The organism is Streptomyces sp. NPDC001970 (assembly GCF_053594115.1).
This window is the reverse complement of the sequence record NZ_JBSFDW010000008.1, coordinates 1-17,784: the sequence shown is the minus strand read 5'-3', so window position 1 is coordinate 17,784 and position 17,784 is coordinate 1. Positions and strand designations below refer to the sequence as shown.

13 protein-coding genes are annotated in these 17,784 nt (G+C 72.1%); 11 read left to right on the top strand and 2 right to left on the bottom strand.

Annotated elements, in window-relative coordinates; genetic code table 11:
• Window positions 1-198 precede the first annotated feature (198 nt).
• Together ACWCP0_RS12460 and ACWCP0_RS12455 are read left to right on the top strand one after the other, a co-directional pair.
• A complete protein-coding gene (locus ACWCP0_RS12460; RefSeq protein WP_451078784.1) occupies window positions 199-3,873 on the top strand; it encodes a glycosyltransferase in 3,675 nt (1,224 codons plus the stop codon).
• Window positions 3,870-5,465, top strand: a complete 1,596-nt coding sequence (locus ACWCP0_RS12455) for a DUF5719 family protein (RefSeq protein ID WP_451078783.1) — start codon at window positions 3,870-3,872, stop codon at window positions 5,463-5,465. The genes ACWCP0_RS12460 and ACWCP0_RS12455 overlap by 4 nt, the downstream gene beginning before the upstream one ends.
• Before the next feature lie 105 nt (window positions 5,466-5,570).
• Here ACWCP0_RS12455 and ACWCP0_RS12450 read toward each other — a convergent pair whose 3' ends face one another.
• Window positions 5,571-6,017 carry a metallopeptidase family protein gene (locus tag ACWCP0_RS12450; protein ID WP_451078782.1) on the bottom strand — a complete coding sequence of 149 codons (447 nt, stop codon included), beginning with the start codon at window positions 6,015-6,017 and terminating at the stop codon, window positions 5,571-5,573.
• A gap of 296 nt (window positions 6,018-6,313) precedes the next feature.
• Between ACWCP0_RS12450 and ACWCP0_RS12445 the strand changes: the two genes are divergently transcribed.
• The 8 genes from ACWCP0_RS12445 to ACWCP0_RS12410 all read left to right on the top strand — a co-directional run bounded on the left by ACWCP0_RS12445 (window position 6,314) and on the right by ACWCP0_RS12410 (window position 15,104).
• Entirely contained in the window at window positions 6,314-6,739 is a 426-nt protein-coding gene (locus ACWCP0_RS12445; protein ID WP_451078781.1) for a DUF3499 domain-containing protein, read from the top strand.
• Between the two features lie 115 nt (window positions 6,740-6,854).
• Window positions 6,855-8,234: a phosphomannomutase/phosphoglucomutase gene (locus tag ACWCP0_RS12440; protein ID WP_451078780.1), complete on the top strand. Its 1,380-nt coding sequence runs from the start codon at window positions 6,855-6,857 to the stop codon at window positions 8,232-8,234.
• 379 nt (window positions 8,235-8,613) lie between these two features.
• On the top strand, window positions 8,614-8,796 hold the full coding sequence (locus tag ACWCP0_RS12435) for a Trm112 family protein (RefSeq protein WP_351227744.1): 183 nt from the start codon (window positions 8,614-8,616) through the stop codon (window positions 8,794-8,796).
• A 57-nt stretch (window positions 8,797-8,853) separates the two neighbouring features.
• A complete protein-coding gene (locus ACWCP0_RS12430; protein WP_451078779.1) occupies window positions 8,854-9,990 on the top strand; it encodes an SIS domain-containing protein in 1,137 nt (378 codons plus the stop codon).
• Between the two features lie 160 nt (window positions 9,991-10,150).
• Window positions 10,151-11,302, top strand: coding sequence for a mannose-6-phosphate isomerase, class I (gene manA, locus ACWCP0_RS12425; protein WP_451078778.1), 1,152 nt, complete (start codon window positions 10,151-10,153; stop codon window positions 11,300-11,302).
• Between the two features lie 123 nt (window positions 11,303-11,425).
• Window positions 11,426-12,403 carry a cation diffusion facilitator family transporter gene (locus tag ACWCP0_RS12420; protein WP_451078777.1) on the top strand — a complete coding sequence of 326 codons (978 nt, stop codon included), beginning with the start codon at window positions 11,426-11,428 and terminating at the stop codon, window positions 12,401-12,403.
• Window positions 12,404-12,839: 436 nt separating this feature from the next.
• Complete coding sequence (gene ahcY / locus ACWCP0_RS12415; RefSeq protein ID WP_451078776.1) at window positions 12,840-14,297, top strand: adenosylhomocysteinase; 1,458 nt, start codon at window positions 12,840-12,842, stop codon at window positions 14,295-14,297.
• Window positions 14,298-14,489: 192 nt separating this feature from the next.
• The gene (locus tag ACWCP0_RS12410; RefSeq protein ID WP_451078775.1) at window positions 14,490-15,104 is read left to right on the top strand and encodes a hypothetical protein; all 615 of its coding nucleotides are present in this window, start codon (window positions 14,490-14,492) and stop codon (window positions 15,102-15,104) included.
• A 48-nt stretch (window positions 15,105-15,152) separates the two neighbouring features.
• Here ACWCP0_RS12410 and ACWCP0_RS12405 read toward each other — a convergent pair whose 3' ends face one another.
• Window positions 15,153-16,178: an RDD family protein gene (locus ACWCP0_RS12405; protein ID WP_451078774.1), complete on the bottom strand. Its 1,026-nt coding sequence runs from the start codon at window positions 16,176-16,178 to the stop codon at window positions 15,153-15,155.
• Window positions 16,179-16,352: 174 nt separating this feature from the next.
• On the opposite strand from ACWCP0_RS12405, the gene ACWCP0_RS12400 reads away from it, so the two are divergent.
• Window positions 16,353-17,360, top strand: coding sequence for a stage II sporulation protein M (locus ACWCP0_RS12400; protein WP_451078773.1), 1,008 nt, complete (start codon window positions 16,353-16,355; stop codon window positions 17,358-17,360).
• Window positions 17,361-17,784 lie beyond the last annotated feature (424 nt).

Below are 17,784 nucleotides of genomic sequence, written 5' to 3'. Positions count from 1 at the left end.
CCGCCCCCTGTGCTGTCCGACCAAACAGCACACACCCGCACGTAAGACAGCACGCACCCGCACGTAGGAACGGTCCGTTGCCCGTGGCTCTGTCCACAGGCGGCGGACCGTCTTCGTGTCAGCCGTTAGTGTGGGGCCCCGTCCCAGACGCTCCAGGCCCCCTCGCGGGGTGACCCCGGCCGGAGGGCCCGTACCTCAATGTCCGCCACCACCGCCGTGTTTGTTCCCGCAACGCCGCCCGAGTTCCCTCGGCACGTCGTCACCGCCGTTCTCGTCTCGCACGACGGTGCCCGCTGGCTGCCGGACGCGCTCGCCGGGCTGCTCGGCCAGGAGCGCCCCGTGCAGAACGTCGTCGCGGCCGACACCGGCAGCGCCGACGACTCCGCGCACCTGGTCACCGACGCGCTCGGCGCCGACCGGGTGCTGCATCTCGCGCGCCGCACGGGATTCGGTACCGCCGTGGACGAGGCCGTCCGCACCGCCGCCGTGCTCACGCCCGACGACCTGCCCTACCTGAAGCGGCCCAGCGGCTGGGACCCGGTGACCAGGACGTGGCGCGACGAGGCCTACGAGATGCCGGAACTGCCCTACGGCGAACCGGTCCAGTGGCTCTGGCTGCTCCACGACGACTGCGCCCCCGCCCCCGACGCCCTCGCCGAACTGCTGCGCGTCGCCGACTCCGACGCATACGCGGCGATCGTCGGCCCCAAGCTGCGCGGCTGGTACGACCGCAAGCAGCTCCTCGAGGCCGGCGTCTCCATCGCCAACAGCGGCCGCCGCTGGACCGGACTCGACCGCCGCGAGCAGGACCAGGGCCAGCACGACCAGGTCCGCTCCGTCCTGTCCGTCTCCTCCGCCGGCATGCTCATCCGCCGTGACGTGTGGGAGGAGCTCGGCGGCTTCGACCGCCGGCTGCCCCTCATGCGCGACGACGTCGATCTGTGCTGGCGCGCACACGCCGCCGGGCACCGCGTCCTCGTCGCCCCCGACGCCGTCCTCCGCCACGCCGAGGCCGCTGCCCGCGAGCGCCGCACCGTCGACTGCGCGGGCCGCTCCGTCGCCAGCCCGCACCGCGTCGACAAGGCGGGTGCCGTCTACACCCTGCTGGCCAACGCGCGCGGCCGCGCCCTCCCCTTCGTCCTGCTCCGGCTCCTCCTCGGCACCCTGGTGCGCACCCTCGCCTATCTCGTCGGCAAGGCGCCCGGCCAGGCCGTCGACGAGGTCATGGGCCTCTTCGGCACCCTGCTGCGCCCCGAGAGGATCCTCGCCGCCCGCCGCCGGCGCAGAAAGCCCGCGGTGGACGCGAGCGAACTGCGATCGCTGTTCCCGCCGCCCGGCGCCACCGTCCGGGCCACGGCCGAGCAGGTCGCGAGCAGCCTCGGCGCCGGCAAGGACTCCGACTCCGGAGGCTCGCGCCACGGCGTCGTCGAGTCGGGCCCCGGCGGCGACGACGCGGACTTTCTGGAGATCGAGCAGTTCGCCCGGCTGAAGCGGATCGCCCGCAAGCCGGGACCCGTCCTCTTCGCGCTCCTGCTCCTCGTCTCGCTCGTCGCCTGCCGCGCACTCCTCACCGGCGGCGCACTCGCGGGCGGTGCGCTGCTGCCCGCGCCCGACGAGGTGTCAGGTCTCTGGGGGCGGTACGCCGACGCGTGGCATCCCCTCGGCACCGGCGGCACCCAGACGGCGCCCCCGTATCTCGCGGTCCTCGCCGTCCTGTCCGGGCTCTTCCTCGGCTCCACCGGCTTCGCGCTCACCCTGCTGCTCGTCTGCTCGGTGCCGCTCGCCGGTGTCACGGCGTACTTCGCGTCGCGGCCGCTCGTCGAGTCCCGGCCGCTGCGCGCCTGGGCGTCCATCGCCTACGCCTTCCTGCCCGCCGCGACGGGCGCCCTCGCCACCGGCCGGCTCGGCACGGCCGTCCTCGCGATCGTGCTGCCGCTGATCGCACGCGCCGCGACGGCGGCGTACGGAATCGGCCGCGAGGACGGTGCGCGCGGCAGCTGGCGCGCCACCTGGGCGTATGCCCTGCTCCTGACCTTCACGATGGCCTTCACGCCGATCGTGTGGCCCATCGCGGTCGTCCTCGGGATCGCCGCCCTGGTGCTGCGGCGCGACGACCTCACCGCGTACGGGCTGCGTCTCGTCGCCGTCGTCGGGACCCCGCTGCTGGTCCTCGCGCCCTGGTCGCTGTCCCTGCTGACCGACTCTTCGGGCTTCTTCCGCGAGGCGGGCCTGGACTTCGGTGCCGGCTCGGCCTCCGCGCTCGATCTGCTCGGCATCAGCCCCGGCGGCCCGAAGGCCCTCGGCGGTCTGGTGCTCATCGGCGTCGTCCTCGCGGCGCTCGCTGCGCTGCTGCGCGGTGAGCGGCAGTTCGCGATCCGGACCGCATGGGCCGTCGCGGTCGTCGGCCTCGTCTTCGCGGTCGTCGCCAACGGTTCGGGCTGGGCCGGGCCCGCCACGCTCCTTTACGGCATCGCGCTGCTGACCGCCGCCGTGCTCGGCGCGGAAGGCGCCCGCGAGCGCGTCGCCGCGGAGTCGTTCGGCTGGCGGCAGCCCGTCGCCGCGCTCATCGCCCTTGCGGCCGTCGCCGCTCCGCTGCTCGCCGCGGCCAACTGGATGATCAGCGGGGCCGCGGGACCGCTGGAGCGCCGCGACCCGGTGCAGGTCCCGGCGTTCGTCGCCGAGGAGAGCGGCACCCGCGACCAGCCGCGCACCCTCGTCCTCGGCGGCACCTCCGCCGCCGAGGTGTCGTACAGCCTGGTCCGCGGCTCCGGCGCCCGCCTCGGCGACGCCGAGCTGAGCGAGACCGGTGGCAGCGACGCCCGCCTCGACAAGGTCGTCGCCAATCTGGTCGCGGGTTCCGGCGCCGACCAGACCAGCCAGCTCAGCGGCTTCGCGATCCGGTACGTGCTCGTACGGGACGGGGCGCCGCGCCAGATGAGCCGTGTCCTCGACGCCACGCCGGGCCTGTCCAGGCTCAGCCAGCTCGACGGCAGTGCGCTGTGGCGCGTCGACCGCCAGGTCGCCCGCGCGGTCATCGTGAACGGCAAGGAGGACCCGCTGCCCGTGGCCTCCGGACCCGTCGAGGCCCACACCGAGATCCCGTCGGGCCCGTCCGGCCGCGTGCTGCGCATCGCGGACCGCGCAGACGACGGCTGGCAGGCCACGCTCGACGGCCGGGCGCTCTCGAAGACGACCGTCGACGGCTGGGCCCAGGGCTTCGAACTCCCCACGGAGGGCGGCAAGCTCGACCTCACCTACGAGGAGCCCGTCACCCACACCGCGTGGATCTGGGCGCAGGGCGCGCTCGCACTCGTCCTGCTGGTCCTCGCCCTGCCCGGCCGCCGCCGCGAGATCGACGACGATCTCCCGGACGAGGAGGCCGCGATCCCGGCCCAGCCCGTGGAGGGCGAGGGGCGCAGGGCCCGCAGGCTGCGGGCGGCGGCCCAGGCGGAGGCGGAAGCGGAGGGCCTGGCAGCTCCCGAGCACGAGCACGAGTACGAGCCGCAATCGGCGCCGGACCGGGAGCCGGAGCCGGAGCCGTATGCGGCGGTGCCCCAGCAGCAGTACGGCGAATGGGACGGCGCCCGGACGTACGCGGACGCGGACACCGACGCGGAATACGCGACGTACGGAGAGCAGCAGCAGTACCAGCAGCAGTACGGGTACGGCGAGCAGCAGCCCTACTCCGAGCCGTCGCAGCAGTACGGCCAGGACCAGTACGGCCAGGAGCAGTACGGGCAGGAGCAGTACGGGCAGCAGCAGTACGCACAGGACCAGTACGGGCAGCAGCAGTACGACCCGTACGGCACGGGCCAGTACGACCCCTACGGCTACGAGACCGAGCAGCGTCCCGACGGGAGCAGCAACCAGTGAACCGCACGACCCTGTCCCTCCTCGCGGCCGCCACCGCCCTCGCCGCCGCGACCGGGCTCGCCGCGCTCACCGCGCCCGACGGCGGGGAAGCAACTGCCGGGGCGAAGGCCCCCGCCCGGCTGCCGGTCGAGCGCTCCAGCCTGCTGTGCCCGGCGCCCACCACGTCCGACATCGGGGAGACGGCGTACACGTCGTTCGCCCCGGCGGGCAGCGAAGCCGACGCCGACGCGGAGTCGACGGCCGCACTGACGCCGTCCGTGACGACACTGGCGGACCTCGACAAGGGAGCCGCCGACAAGGACGCGGAGAAGGACGCGGACGAGACGGCCGACGAGGAGAAGAAGGACGAGGAGGAGAAGACCGGCACGGCGAAGCAGCCCACGCCCGACAAGCCCTTCCTCACCCTCATGGAGCCCGGGAAGCCGGTCGGCGCCGAGGAGTCCGGCAGCGACGCCCCCGCGCTCGTCGGCACCGCCACCGGCACGTTCGCCCCCGGCTGGACGACCCAGCAGACCACCACGGTCCCCGCGGGCAGCGGCCGCGGTGTGCTCGGCGTCAGCTGCACCGTGCCCGACACCGACTTCTGGTTCCCGGGCGCGAGCCTCGCCAAGGACCGGCAGGACTACGTCCACCTCACCAACCCCGACGACACCGCCGCCGTCGTCGACATCGAGCTCTACGGCAAGGACGGCGCCCTCAAGTCCCAGCTGACCGAAGGCATTCCGGTCCCGGCCGGAGCGAGCGTGCCCGTGCTGCTGCCGACCCTGACGACCGACAAGGCCGAGGACGTGACGGTGCACGTCGCCACGCGTACCGGCCGGGTGGGCGCCGTGGTGCGGGGCGCGGGCGACGAGACCGGCAGCGACTGGCTGCCCGCGTCCACGGACCCGGCCGGCACGCTCGTACTGCCGGGCATCCCGGCGGATGCGACGTCCGTACGGCTCGTGGCGTTCGCACCCGGCGACGACGACGCCGATGTGAAGCTGCGGCTGGCGACCGCGTCGGGCACCATCACTCCGGCTGGCGCGGAGAGTCTGCGGGTGAAATCGGGCATGACCGCGTCCCTCGACCTGAAGGACGTCACCAAGGGCGAGGCCGGCTCCCTGCTGCTCAGCCCGTCGGAGAGCGGCGGCCAGGCGACGCCCGTCGTCGCCGCGCTCCAGGTCACGCGGGGTACCGGCGACAAGCAGGAGTTCGCCTTCATCCCCGCGACCGCGCCCGTGACGGAGCGGGCCACGGCCGCCGACAACCGCGCCAAGGGCTCGGTGCTCTCCCTGACCGCGCCCGACGCCACCGCCGAGGTGAAGGTCACGGCGTCGGCCGGCACCGGGGGCGGCGAGCCGGTCGTCAAGAAGTACACGGTGAAGGGCGGCACGACCCTCGCGATCACCACCCCACCCGTCCCGGCCGGCCTCAAGGGTTCGTACGCGCTGACGATCGAGCCCGAGTCCGGCGGCCCGGTCCACGCGGCACGCACGCTGCTGCTGCCGCAGAAGGGGATCGAGATGTTCACGGTCCAGACGCTTCCCGACGACCGCGGCACGGTCGAGGTCCCGCAGGCGGAGCAGGACCTCTCGGTGCTGGACGAGTAGCCCCGTACGGGAGGTCCGGTACGGGAGGTCCGGCACGGGAGGTCCGGCACGGGAGCTCCGGTACAGGAGGTCCGGTACGGGACGTCCTCTACGGCTTCGGACCGGCTAGTCCTGCCCGTACCGGGGATCGACGGACTCCGGCGAGAGGCCGAGCAGGTCCGCCACCTGCTCCACGACGACCTCGTGGACCAGCAGGGCGCGCTCGTCGCGGTTCTTCGTGCGGATCTCGACCGGCCGGCGGTAGACGACGATCCGCGCGGGCTGTCCCTTGCCGGCCGGGACCGAGTTGCCCAGCGGCACGGTCTCGTCCTGCGTACCCGGCACATCCTGGACCAGGAACTCCACCTCGGTCAGCTGCGGCCAGCGCCGCTCCAGCCGCTCGACCGAGTCCTGCACAAGATCGCGGAACGTCTCCGCCCTGCTGGCGGAGAGCGGTACCTGGGGCGGGGCGACGGGCCCTCGCATACCGCGGCCGTGCCGGTCGCGGCGGCGTGGCCGCGGCTCCCTGGCATCCCTCGGCTCGGTCGGGCGGGGCGGTACAGGAGTGTCCATCACTGACGCAGGGTAGCTCTCCGGGGCGTGCACGCACCGGGGCCGCGCGCCTGCCGCGCGGCATGTCGCTCCGCCCGAGGCGGCATGTCGCTTATTGAACATTCCGGCCAAGCTTGGGCTCGATTCCTAGCCTCCCTGCGATCGCCGTTCTCATCGCGATTGGCGCGATTTGTATCGGGCCCTGACCGGATCGCTCACGGCCGCCAACCGGCCCCTTTCCTTCCCGCCCAGGTCAGAGTGGTCGCCCGGAAAGGGGCTGTGCCGGACGTCACAGGACGACACGGTGGAGTGACCTGGTGGAGAGTCGTCGCGGCCCGCTCAAGAGTGCGGTACCGTCCAACGTCGTGAGCCCTGTACGTCGCTGTTCGCGCACCGCGTGCGGCCGCCCTGCCGTCGCGACACTGACGTACGTCTATGCCGATTCGACCGCGGTCCTCGGCCCGCTCGCCACCTACGCCGAACCCCACTGCTACGACCTGTGCGCCGAGCACAGCGAGCGCCTCACCGCCCCGCGCGGCTGGGAGGTCGTACGGCTCGCGGACAGCTCCGGCCCGGCCCGGCCCAGCGGCGACGACCTCGAAGCGCTGGCCAACGCGGTCCGCGAGGCGGCACGCCCCCAGGAGCGTGCGGCGGAGGCGGGCGGCGGCGGTGCCCGCAGGGCGGATCCGATGGAGGTCGGGCGCCGCGGCCATCTGCGGGTGCTGCGTTCCCCCGACTCCTGAGCTCCCGTGCCTCCCCGAGCCGACTTCCGGACGGCCGGACTCTGCGTGAGGGCACTTTGAGCCGTCTCCTGCGGGTAGTTTGAGGCGACCGCAGAGACTTCAGGAGGGTTGGGCCGTGGCCGCTGCATCTGCTGCTGATCTGTCGCAGATCATCAAGGCGTACGACATCCGCGGGGTGGTGCCCGATCAGTGGGACGAGCCGCTGGCTGAGTTGTTCGGCGCCGCCTTCGTGCGGGTGACGGGAGCGGACGCGGTCGTCGTCGGCCACGACATGCGCCCGTCGTCGCCCGGGCTCTCGGCGGCCTTCGCGCGCGGCGCGGCGGACCAGGGCGCGGACGTGACCCTGATCGGGCTCTGCTCCACGGACCAGCTGTACTTCGCCTCGGGGCAGTTCGGGCTGCCGGGCGCGATGTTCACGGCCTCGCACAACCCCGCGCAGTACAACGGCATCAAGATGTGCCGGGCCGGGGCTGCGCCCGTGGGCCAGGACTCGGGACTGGGGGAGATCCGCGGGCTCGTCGAGGGATGGCTCGCGGAGGGAGCGCCGGCCCCGGTCGCCGCCCCCGGCCGGGTCACCGAGCGCGACACGCTCACGGACTACGCGGCCCACCTCCTCTCCCTGGTGGACGTCGGGTCGATCCGCCCGCTGAAGGTCGTCGTGGACGCGGGCAACGGCATGGGCGGCCACACGGTCCCGACGGTCTTCGCGTCGCTGCCGGTCGAGCTCGTACCGATGTACTTCGAGCTCGACGGCACCTTCCCGAACCACGAGGCCAACCCGCTGGACCCGAAGAACATCGCCGACCTCCAGGCCCGCGTGCGCGCCGAGGGCGCGGACATCGGCCTCGCCTTCGACGGCGACGCGGACCGCTGCTTCGTCGTCGACGAGCGGGGCGAGGGGATCTCGCCGTCGGCGATCACGGCGCTGGTCGCGGCCCGCGAGCTGGAGAAGCACCCCGGGGGCACGGTCATCCACAACCTGATCACGTCGTGGTCGGTGCCGGAGGTCGTACGCGAACACGGCGGCACGCCGGTCCGTACCCGCGTCGGCCACTCCTTCATCAAGGAGGAGATGGCCCGCACGGGCGCGATCTTCGGCGGGGAGCACTCCGCCCACTACTACTTCCGTGACTTCTGGAACGCCGACACGGGCATGCTCGCCGCCCTCCACGTCCTCGCCGCCCTCGGCACCCAGGACGGCACCCTCTCGGCCCTCGTCGCCCGCTACGACCGCTACCGGGGCTCCGGCGAGATCAACTCCACGGTCGCCGACCAGACGGCCCGCACGGCGGCGGTCCGCCGGGTCTTCGCCGACCGCGAGGACGCCACCATCGACGAACTCGACGGACTGACGGTGGCCACCCCGGACTGGTGGTTCAACCTCCGCCCCTCCAACACGGAACCCCTCCTCCGCCTCAACGTCGAGGCCCGCGACGAACTCACCATGATCGCGGTCCGCGACGAGATCCTGGACCTGGTCCGGACCACCCTCTGACAGAGCGCCGGTACCGGATCGTCCTGAGCTCGTCGGGCGTTCGAGGACGGGCACGTGGTCGGTCGTGGCGGTGCCGGGGAGCATCTCGAGCCGGTCCGGCGTTTGACGACGGAGACCGTCGAGGGGCCGGCACCGGAGCATCGTGAGGCCGTCCGGCGTTTGAGGACGGACACCCCGGGCACCCCTGCCGGGGGCGGCGTCGGAGTACGGACCGTCAGGTCCCGAGGCCGTGACGGCGGCGCGGAGCTGCCGCGCCGCCGTCACGGCATCGCGCCCGGGGCCGCGGGGGCCGCCCGCACCCCGCCACGCCGAGCCGCGTCGGCCGGTCCCCGGCGGTAGGCTGACCTGGCCCAAACCGCATGTTCGAAGGGACACCCTCATGCCGCTCGAAGCCGGTCTCCTGGAGATCCTCGCCTGCCCGGCCTGCCACGCCCCGCTCAGCGACGAAACGGCAGCGGAATCGCCCGAGCTGATCTGCACCGGCAAGGACTGCGGCCTGGCGTACCCCGTACGCGACGGCATCCCCGTCCTCCTCGTCGACGAGGCCCGCCGCCCCGCCTGACGCGCCCCGCCTGAGCCCGCCCCCGCACCCCGTACGGCGAATCGGAGGCCCACCATCATGCTCGACGAGTCACTCCTCGACGCCCCGGAAGCCCTCGCCCGCGCCGATCGCCGCGCACTGCTCCGCGGCGCCGCGGAGGCCGGCGCGCGCGTTCGCACCGCCGCCCGGCACGCGGCAGAGGCCGGGATCGCCGAGGTGACGCCCGAGGGCCGCCCCCGCGCGGTCCTCATCGCAGGCCCCGGCACCGCCGCCACCGGAGTCGCCGACCTCATCGCCGCGCTCGCCGGCGCCTCCGCCCCGGTCGCCCGACTGCACCCCACCGGCGTCGCGCCGGCCGCCGGAGCACTCCGCTGGGCGCTCCCCGGCTGGGCCGGCTCCGTCGACCTGCTCCTCATCGCCACCACCGACGGCACCGAGCCCGGGCTCGCCCTCCTTGCCGAGCAGGCGTACCGCCGCGGCTGCACCGTCGTCGCCGTCGCCCCGCAGCGCTCCCCGCTCTCCGAGGCCGTCGGGGACGTCCACGGCCTGGTGGTTCCCATGGCGGCCGGCCCGCAGGAGATGTACGACGAGACGCAGGCGGCGGCCAGCCCCGGCGCGCTCTGGGCCCTGTTCACCCCGCTCCTCGCGCTCCTCGACCGCGTCGGCCTGGTCAGCGCACCCCCGGACGCCCTCCAGAGCGTCGCCGACCGCCTCGACCGCATGGCCGAGCGATGCGGCCCCGCCATCGCGACGTACAGCAACCCGGCCAAGACGCTCGCCGCCGAGCTCGCCGACACCCTCCCCCTGATCTGGACGGAGGGCACCGCCGCCCCCGTCGGCCGCCGCTTCGCCGCCGTACTGGCCGAGCTCGCCGGCCTCCCCGCGCTCGCCGCCGAACTCCCCGAGGCGCTCCCCGCCCATAAAGTCCTCCTCGCGGGCGACTTCGCCGCGGGCGCCGACCCCGAGGACTTCTTCCGCGACCGCGTCGAGGAGCCCCAGGCCCTGCGCGCCCGCGTCCTGCTGCTGCGCGACCGCACGGAGGGCAACCTCACCGCGGCCCCCGCGGCCCGCGAACTCGCGCTGAGCCACGACACGGCCATCAGCGAGCTGGAACCGGAGGAGGGCAGCGAGCTGGAGACCCTCGCCGAGCTCCTCGCCGTGACCGACTTCGCCGCCGGGTACCTGGCCCTGGCGGCGTCCAGCGCCCAGTCGTGACACGCGGCACCGAGCACCTCACGGCTGCGTAAGAGCACCTCACGGCTACGTAAATCCATGTAAAGCCACCCGAAGCGCCCCAGATCAGCCACGCACCAGCCATAGATCAGTCACGTACGAGCCACGTGCCGGCCACGTACCGAGTCGAGGATCGCCCCTCATGGACCGCCTCACCAACACCGTGCGCCCCTACGCCTGGGGCTCCACGACCCTCATCCCGGATCTCCTCGGCACCGCCCCCACCGGTGAGCCCCAGGCCGAGATGTGGATGGGCGCCCACCCCGGCGCGCCCTCGCGCACCGACCGCGGCGCCCTGAACGACGTCATCGCCGCCGACCCCGGACGCGAACTCGGCGCGGCATCCGCCGACAAGTTCGGCCCCCGCCTCCCGTTCCTCCTCAAGCTGCTCGCCGCCGGCGCCCCTCTCTCCCTCCAGGTCCACCCGGACCTCGCCCAGGCCAAGGAGGGCTACGCCGCCGAGGAGCGCGCCGGCATCCCGATCGACGCGCCCCACCGCAACTACAAGGACGACAACCACAAGCCGGAACTGGTCTGCGCCCTCACCCCCTTCGACGGGCTCTGCGGCTTCCGCCCGCCCGTCGAAGCGGCGGACCTCATCGCCGGCCTGGACGTCGACGCCCTCAAGCCGTACGTCGACCTCCTCCACGCCCACCCAGAGGAGGCCGCCCTCCGCGAGGTCCTCACCGCGGTCCTCGCCGCCGACCCGGAGGAAATGGCCCGCACCGTCACCGAGGCCGCGGCCGCCGCGGAACGCCTCGGCGGCCTGTACGCCCCGTACGCCGCCATCGCGCACCACTTCCCCGGCGACCCGGGCGTCATCGCCGCCATGCTGCTCAACCACGTCCAGCTGCAGCCCGGCGAGGCCCTCTTCCTCGGAGCCGGCGTCCCGCACGCGTACCTCGGCGGCCTCGCCGTCGAGATCATGGCCAACTCCGACAACGTCCTGCGCTGCGGACTGACTCCCAAGCACGTGGACGTGCCCGAACTCCTGCGCATCGTCCGCTTCGAGGCGTCCGACCCCGGCGTCCTGCGCCCGGAGGCGTCCCCCTCCGGCGAGGAGGTGTACGACACCCCGATCGACGAGTTCCGGCTCTCCCGTTACGCACGGTCGGAGGGCGCGGCGCCCGTCGATGTCACCGCCGCCACCCCGCAGATCCTCCTGGCGACGGCGGGTCGCCCGAAGGCGGGCGAGTTCACGCTCGCGCCGGGCGAGTCCGTCTTCATACCGGCAGGAGAAAAGGCCGAACTGTCCGGTTCAGGAACGGTCTTCCGTGCCACAGTGGTGGCCTGACGCGCCGTCCGTGCCGACTGCTGCAACAATGGCCCGCCGTGCCGAGGCCTGCCCCGGCACGACGGGCCCGGGTGCTTGCCGAGCCCGTACACCAGGAGCTTCGAGGAAGGACACCCCGCACCCATGAGCGCGTCAGGCGGAACCAAGGCCATCGTGGCGGCACTCGCCGCGAATCTTGCGATCGCGGTAGCCAAGTTCGTGGCGTTCCTCTTCAGCGGCTCCTCGTCGATGCTCGCGGAGAGCGTCCACTCGGTCGCCGACTCCGGCAACCAGGGCCTGCTGCTCCTCGGCGGCAAGAAGGCGCAGCGCGAGGCCACCTCGCAGCACCCGTTCGGCTACGGCCGTGAGCGCTACATCTACGCCTTCCTCGTCTCGATCGTCCTCTTCTCGGTCGGCGGCATGTTCGCGGTCTACGAGGGCTACGAGAAGATCACCCACCCGCACGAGATCAAGGACTGGTACTGGCCCATCGGCGTCCTCGTCTTCGCGATCATCGCCGAGACGTTCTCGTTCCGTACGGCCATCAAGGAGTCCAACGTCCTGCGCGGCAATCGCTCCTGGAAGGAGTTCGTCCGCCACGCCAAGGCCCCCGAGCTCCCGGTCGTCCTGCTGGAGGACCTCGGCGCGCTGGTCGGTCTGGTCCTCGCGCTCGGCGGCGTCGGCCTCGCCCTGCTCACGGGCAACGGCGTCTGGGACGGCATCGGCACGCTCTGCATCGGCATCCTGCTCATCCTGATCGCGCTGGTGCTCGCCGCCGAGACCAAGTCGCTGCTCCTCGGTGAGGCGGCAGGCGCCGAGGACGTCGAGAAGATCCAGGCGGCGGTCGTCGACGGCAGCACGGTCACTGCCATCATCCACATGCGTACGCTCCACCTCGGCCCGGAGGAGCTGCTGGTCGCCGCCAAGGTCGCGGTCCAGCACGACAACACGGCCGCCCAGGTCGCCGACGCGATCAACGCAGCCGAGGACCGCATCCGCACCGTCGTCCCGATCGCCCGCGTCATCTACCTGGAGCCGGACATCTACAGCGAGGCGGCGGCCGCGAAGGGCGCCGACCCGGCCAAGTCCCCGGGCGGCCCGGGCGCCGACCCCGGCCACTGACACAGGCCCGCACCGACGCGGGCCCGCGCACGCGCGGCCCGTACACGCACAGGCCCCGGACCGACCAGCTCGGTCCGGGGCCTCTAGCGTCCGTACGGTCGTACGGGCGCGGGGATGCGCGCGTACGACCCACCCGGATCACCTTCCAGGGACCCTCTTCCGTAGGTCTCCGGACCGGTTCCGGCCGCGGCGTGGCCATGGGCGGGCTGTGGGCGCCAAGGCCGATCGGTGTAGATTCGTGCCCAGAGCCAGACGTCGCTGCTGATGGCGGTCGGGCGGTCCGCGAGTGTGGACCGGCCGAGGGAGAGAGGGCCTCCGACGGACTGCGCTGCGGACGACCGCGGGCGTCCGGGCATGCGTGTGCCCGTATCGCCGCAGCGGCCGCAGAGCCAGCCAGCCCTACCCATCCCTCGACCCTCTTGAGGAGCAGCTCGCAATGACGACTGTCGCCGCCGGTCAGGACTTCAAGGTCGCCGACCTTTCCCTCGCCGCCTTCGGCCGCAAGGAAATCACCCTCGCCGAGCACGAGATGCCCGGTCTGATGTCGATCCGCAGGGAGTACGCGGAGACGCAGCCGCTCGCCGGCGCCCGCATCACCGGCTCCCTGCACATGACCGTGCAGACCGCCGTACTGATCGAGACCCTGGTCGCCCTCGGCGCCGAGGTCCGCTGGGCGTCCTGCAACATCTTCTCCACCCAGGACCATGCCGCGGCCGCCATCGCCGTCGGTCCGAACGGCACGCCGGACAACCCCCGGGGCGTCCCGGTCTTCGCCTGGAAGGGCGAGACCCTGGAGGAGTACTGGTGGTGCACGGAGCAGGCCCTGACCTGGCCGAACTCGCCCACCGGCGGCCCGAACATGATTCTGGACGACGGCGGTGACGCCACCCTCCTGGTCCACAAGGGCGTCGAGTTCGAGAAGGCCGGCGAGGCCCCGGACCCGTCCACCGCGGACAGCGAGGAGTACGGCCACATCCTCACCCTGCTGAACCGCACCCTCTCCGAGAACCCGCAGAAGTGGACCCTCCTGGCGTCCGAGATCCGCGGTGTGACCGAGGAGACCACGACCGGCGTTCACCGGCTCTACGAGATGCAGCGCGACGGCACCCTCCTCTTCCCGGCGATCAACGTCAACGACGCCGTCACCAAGTCCAAGTTCGACAACAAGTACGGCTGCCGCCACTCCCTGGTCGACGGCATCAACCGCGCCACCGACGTCCTCATCGGCGGCAAGGTCGCGGTCATCTGCGGCTACGGCGACGTCGGCAAGGGCTGCGCGGAGTCCCTGCGCGGTCAGGGCGCCCGCGTGATCATCACCGAGATCGACCCGATCTGCGCGCTCCAGGCGGCGATGGACGGCTTCCAGGTCACGACCCTCGACGAGGTCATCGACAAGGCCGACCTGTTCATCACCACGACGGGCAACAAGGACATCATCATGGCCTCGGACATGGCCAAGATGAAGCACCAGGCGATCGTCGGCAACATCGGCCACTTCGACAACGAGATCGACATGGCCGGCCTGGCCAAGGTCGCGGGCATCGTCAAGGACGAGGTCAAGCCGCAGGTCCACACCTGGACCTTCCCCGACGGCAAGGTGATCATCGTGCTGTCCGAGGGCCGCCTGCTGAACCTCGGCAACGCGACCGGCCACCCGTCCTTCGTGATGTCCAACTCGTTCGCGGACCAGACGCTGGCCCAGATCGAGTTGTTCACCAAGCCGGAGGAGTACCCGACCGACGTCTACGTGCTGCCCAAGCACCTCGACGAGAAGGTCGCCCGCCTCCACCTCGACTCGCTCGGCGTGAAGCTCACGACGCTCCGCCCCGAGCAGGCCGCCTACATCGGCGTCGAGGTCGAGGGCCCGTACAAGCCCGACCACTACCGCTACTGACGCACCCACCGCAGGCCCCCCGCCCCCCGGCGTCCGGGGGGCCTGCGCCCGGTCCGCGCTCACGTGTGGGCGGGTCGGTCGAGCCGGGCCTTCCTGGCTCACCGCCCCGCAGCGGCACCCCGGACCGGCACCTCGGACCCGGCGGTCCGGAGGCCGCTACCTGGCCTCAACGCATCGCAAGGACCCTGCCCCATGCCCCGCGGCCGCTATTCGCTCCATGATCCGCACGATCACACCCCCCTCGGTGAAGAGCACTTCCACTGCGCCCCCGGCCCTTCCGGCTGGCGCTACGTCTCCCAGGTGACCACCCCCTCCGGCGACCACGCAGGCTCCGTCGACCTGGCCCTCGACGAACTCGGCCGCCCCATCCGTCTCGAGCTGCACGCGGCGAGCTGGCAGGTCCGGGGCGCCGCAGTCGACGGCGTCACCTGGGTCCGCACCGACCCCACCGGCGCTCATGCCACCGAAGGCAATGTCCGCGCCCACGCCTTCACCGGCACGTCCCCCGCCTTCCTCGTCGCGACGTCCCGGCTGCTCCGGCTCACTCCCGGCGCCCCCGCGACGCGCGTCCGACTCGTCGCTTTCACGGACCCGGTCCTCGCCCCCCGCACGGTCGACCAGTCCTGGGCCCTGATGAAGAGTGAAGCGCACGCCACTGACAACGGCTCCCTGAGCGTGGACGAATACCAGGTCAGCGAGCTCGACACGGGGGAACAGCACACGATCCACATCGCCGGCGACGTGGTCCTCTCGGCCCCCGGCATCGAACTCGAAGACCTCGAGAGCCCACCATCGGTCTTCCCCTGACCGATCCTCTCCCGACCGGTCTCCCGTGACTCCGACCCGCGTCGGCGCTCAGGCGGGCGGCGCGAACCCCGTCGCAGGTGGCGTGGCCTCTCCGCCCGACTGCCCATCCGCACTCGTACCCGCACTCGCTGCCTGGGACGGAGACAGGGACGGGGACGGCGTGGCCGGCGCGGGACGGACGGCCGGAGCCTGGTACGCCGGCGCCGTAGCCGGACTCGGCGCTCCGGGCGCCACCGCCCCCGGGTACGGAGCCGGATACCCGAATGCCGCCCCAGCCGGCATCGCGCTTCCCGCGCCCCCCGAACCCGCAGGCCCCGCGGCCCCCGCCGCGGTGAACGCCTTCCGCGTTTCCCGCGCCTGCCGCTCGTTCACCACGGCCGCCAGATACGCCGCCGCCGGCACCCCCGCAGGCGCGGGCGTGCCCGTGCGCGCCACCAGATCGTCGGCGAGGCGCCCCGCCAGCGACCAGCTCACCTCACCATCGAGCTGATTCATGCGCGTCAGGTACTGACGTATCGCCAGCCACAGCTCATCGGGCACTCCCGACAGATCCAGCTCCGCGAACCGTCCCACCAGCCACGGCGGCGGCGGAGGCACCGGCACGACCCGCCCCGCCGGCACCCGTTCCCGTACGACCAGAGTCCCCGCGAACACGTCCCCGATCCGCCGCCCCCGCGCCGACACCAGAGAAGCAATACAGGCGATCACACCGAAGGTCATGAGGATCTCCACGACCCCCATCGCTCCACGCACGAGCGCGTGCCGGAAGCGGATGGGCCCGCCGTCGTCGCGCACCACCCTCAGCCCGCACGCCAGCTTCCCCAGCGAGCGACCATGACTGAGCGTCTCCACCGCGATCGGCGCCCCCACCAGCACCAGCACGAACGTTGCGATCGACACCGCCGTGACCGCGGCCTCGTCCAGCGAGGCCGTCGCGATGGCGAGGCCGATGGATATCAGCAGGTACGCCGCCCACACGACGGCGAGATCGATGGCGAGCGCCAGCGCCCGACTGGGCAGCCTCGCCGGACGAAGCCCCAGTACGACGGCGTCCCCGGTCACAACCCCGCTCACGCGCCCACCCTCTCTCCCGCTTTCATGACGGTTCTTCGACCTTCACGACCCCTCCGAACGCCAGTCTGCCAAGCTGACCCGAAGCGCGCCGCAGTAGTACGAGCAGTTGTACGAATCGTCCGTACGAAAACGAACCATCCTTCCGTACGAACCAGCCTGGAGCAGCAGCCGACCATGGATCTCGACGTCTTCGTGATGACCCACCGCGCGGAGTGGGACCGTCTGGACCACCTCCTGCGCCGCGGGCGCCACCTCACCGGCGCCGAGACCGACGAACTCGTCGCCCTCTACCAGCGCACGGCCACCCATCTGTCGCTCATCCAGTCCAGTGCCCCCGACCCCATGGTCACGGCCCGGCTCACCCAGCTCGTCGCCCGTGCCCGCTCCACCGTCACGGGCACCCGCCGCGCCTCCTGGAAAGACGTCGCCCGCTTTCTGACCGCCGGTTTCCCCGCCGCGGTCTACTGCTCCCGCCACTGGTGGATCCCCACCGCCGTGCTGTCCACCCTCCTGGCGGCGGTCATCGGCTGGTGGATCGGCGCCCATCCCGAGGTCCAGTCGGCCATCGCCGCCCCCGAGGAGCTGCGTCAGCTCACCCGCCCCGGCGGCGAGTACGAGACGTACTACTCCAGCCACCCCGCGGCCTCCTTCGCAGCCCAGGTCTGGACGAACAACGCCCAGGCCGCCGCCATGTGCCTGGTCCTCGGCGCATTCCTCTGCGTCCCGGTGCTGTGGATCCTCTTCCTCAACATGGCCAACCTCGGCGTCGGCATCGGCCTCATGTCCTCCGCCGGCCGCCTCGACACCTTCCTCGGCCTCGTCCTGCCGCACGGCCTGCTCGAACTCACCGCGGTCTTCGTCGCCGCCGGCACCGGCCTCCGACTCGGCTGGACCCTCATCGACCCGGGCCCCCAGTCCCGTCGCGCAGCACTCGCCCAGCAGGGCCGCGCCGCTCTCGGCATGGCCATAGGCCTTGCCCTGGTCCTCTTCGTCTCCGGCCTGATCGAGGGATTCGTGACCCCCTCCGGCCTCCCGACCTGGGCCCGCATCACCATCGGAATCGTCGCCGAGCTGGTCTTTCTCGCGTACGTGTACGTCCTCGGCGGCCGTGCGGCCCGATCCGGCGACGTGGGCGACGTGGACGCTTTCGAACGGAGCGCCGAGCTCCCCACCGCCGCCTGATGTGCGCACAGGGCCTGTGAGCTGCTAGTCTCCTCTCCGCCCACGAAAACCGTTGACAGGGTTGGAGTGGGGAGGTAGATTTAGACAGTTGCCTCGGACTGGACAGGTCCGAGTGTCTCGACTAGAATCTCTCTCGCTCTCGACGGAAACGAGATTTCCGCGGAGCCACCCGATTCCTTTATTCGGATCACGAAGCCGATTAGCTCGGCCGAAAAGACTCTGATAAAGTCGGGAAAGCCGAAAGGCAGTCGAAAGACAAAAGGCCCTCCAACGGCCACCGGAAACAGAATCCGAACCGGAAACGGAACGGAAAATGAATCTGGTAAGGTTGGAAACACCGAAGGGAAGCGCCCGGAGGAAAGCCCGAGAGGGTGAGTACGAAGGAAGCGTCCGTTCCTTGAGAACTCAACAGCGTGCCAAAAAT

Excerpts from the sequence above, each read along its gene's own strand:
- ahcY (WP_451078776.1), top strand. The coding sequence starts at position 12,840 with ATGACGACTGTCGCCGCCGGTCAGGACTTCAAGGTCGCCGACCTTTCC.
- ACWCP0_RS12430 (WP_451078779.1), top strand. The coding sequence starts at position 8,854 with ATGCTCGACGAGTCACTCCTCGACGCCCCGGAAGCCCTCGCCCGCGCC.
- ACWCP0_RS12435 (WP_351227744.1), top strand. The coding sequence starts at position 8,614 with ATGCCGCTCGAAGCCGGTCTCCTGGAGATCCTCGCCTGCCCGGCCTGC.
- ACWCP0_RS12420 (WP_451078777.1), top strand. The coding sequence starts at position 11,426 with ATGAGCGCGTCAGGCGGAACCAAGGCCATCGTGGCGGCACTCGCCGCG.
- ACWCP0_RS12460 (WP_451078784.1), top strand. The coding sequence starts at position 199 with ATGTCCGCCACCACCGCCGTGTTTGTTCCCGCAACGCCGCCCGAGTTC.
- ACWCP0_RS12450 (WP_451078782.1), bottom strand. The coding sequence starts at position 6,017 with ATGGACACTCCTGTACCGCCCCGCCCGACCGAGCCGAGGGATGCCAGG.
- ACWCP0_RS12400 (WP_451078773.1), top strand. The coding sequence starts at position 16,353 with ATGGATCTCGACGTCTTCGTGATGACCCACCGCGCGGAGTGGGACCGT.
- ACWCP0_RS12410 (WP_451078775.1), top strand. The coding sequence starts at position 14,490 with ATGCCCCGCGGCCGCTATTCGCTCCATGATCCGCACGATCACACCCCC.
- manA (WP_451078778.1), top strand. The coding sequence starts at position 10,151 with ATGGACCGCCTCACCAACACCGTGCGCCCCTACGCCTGGGGCTCCACG.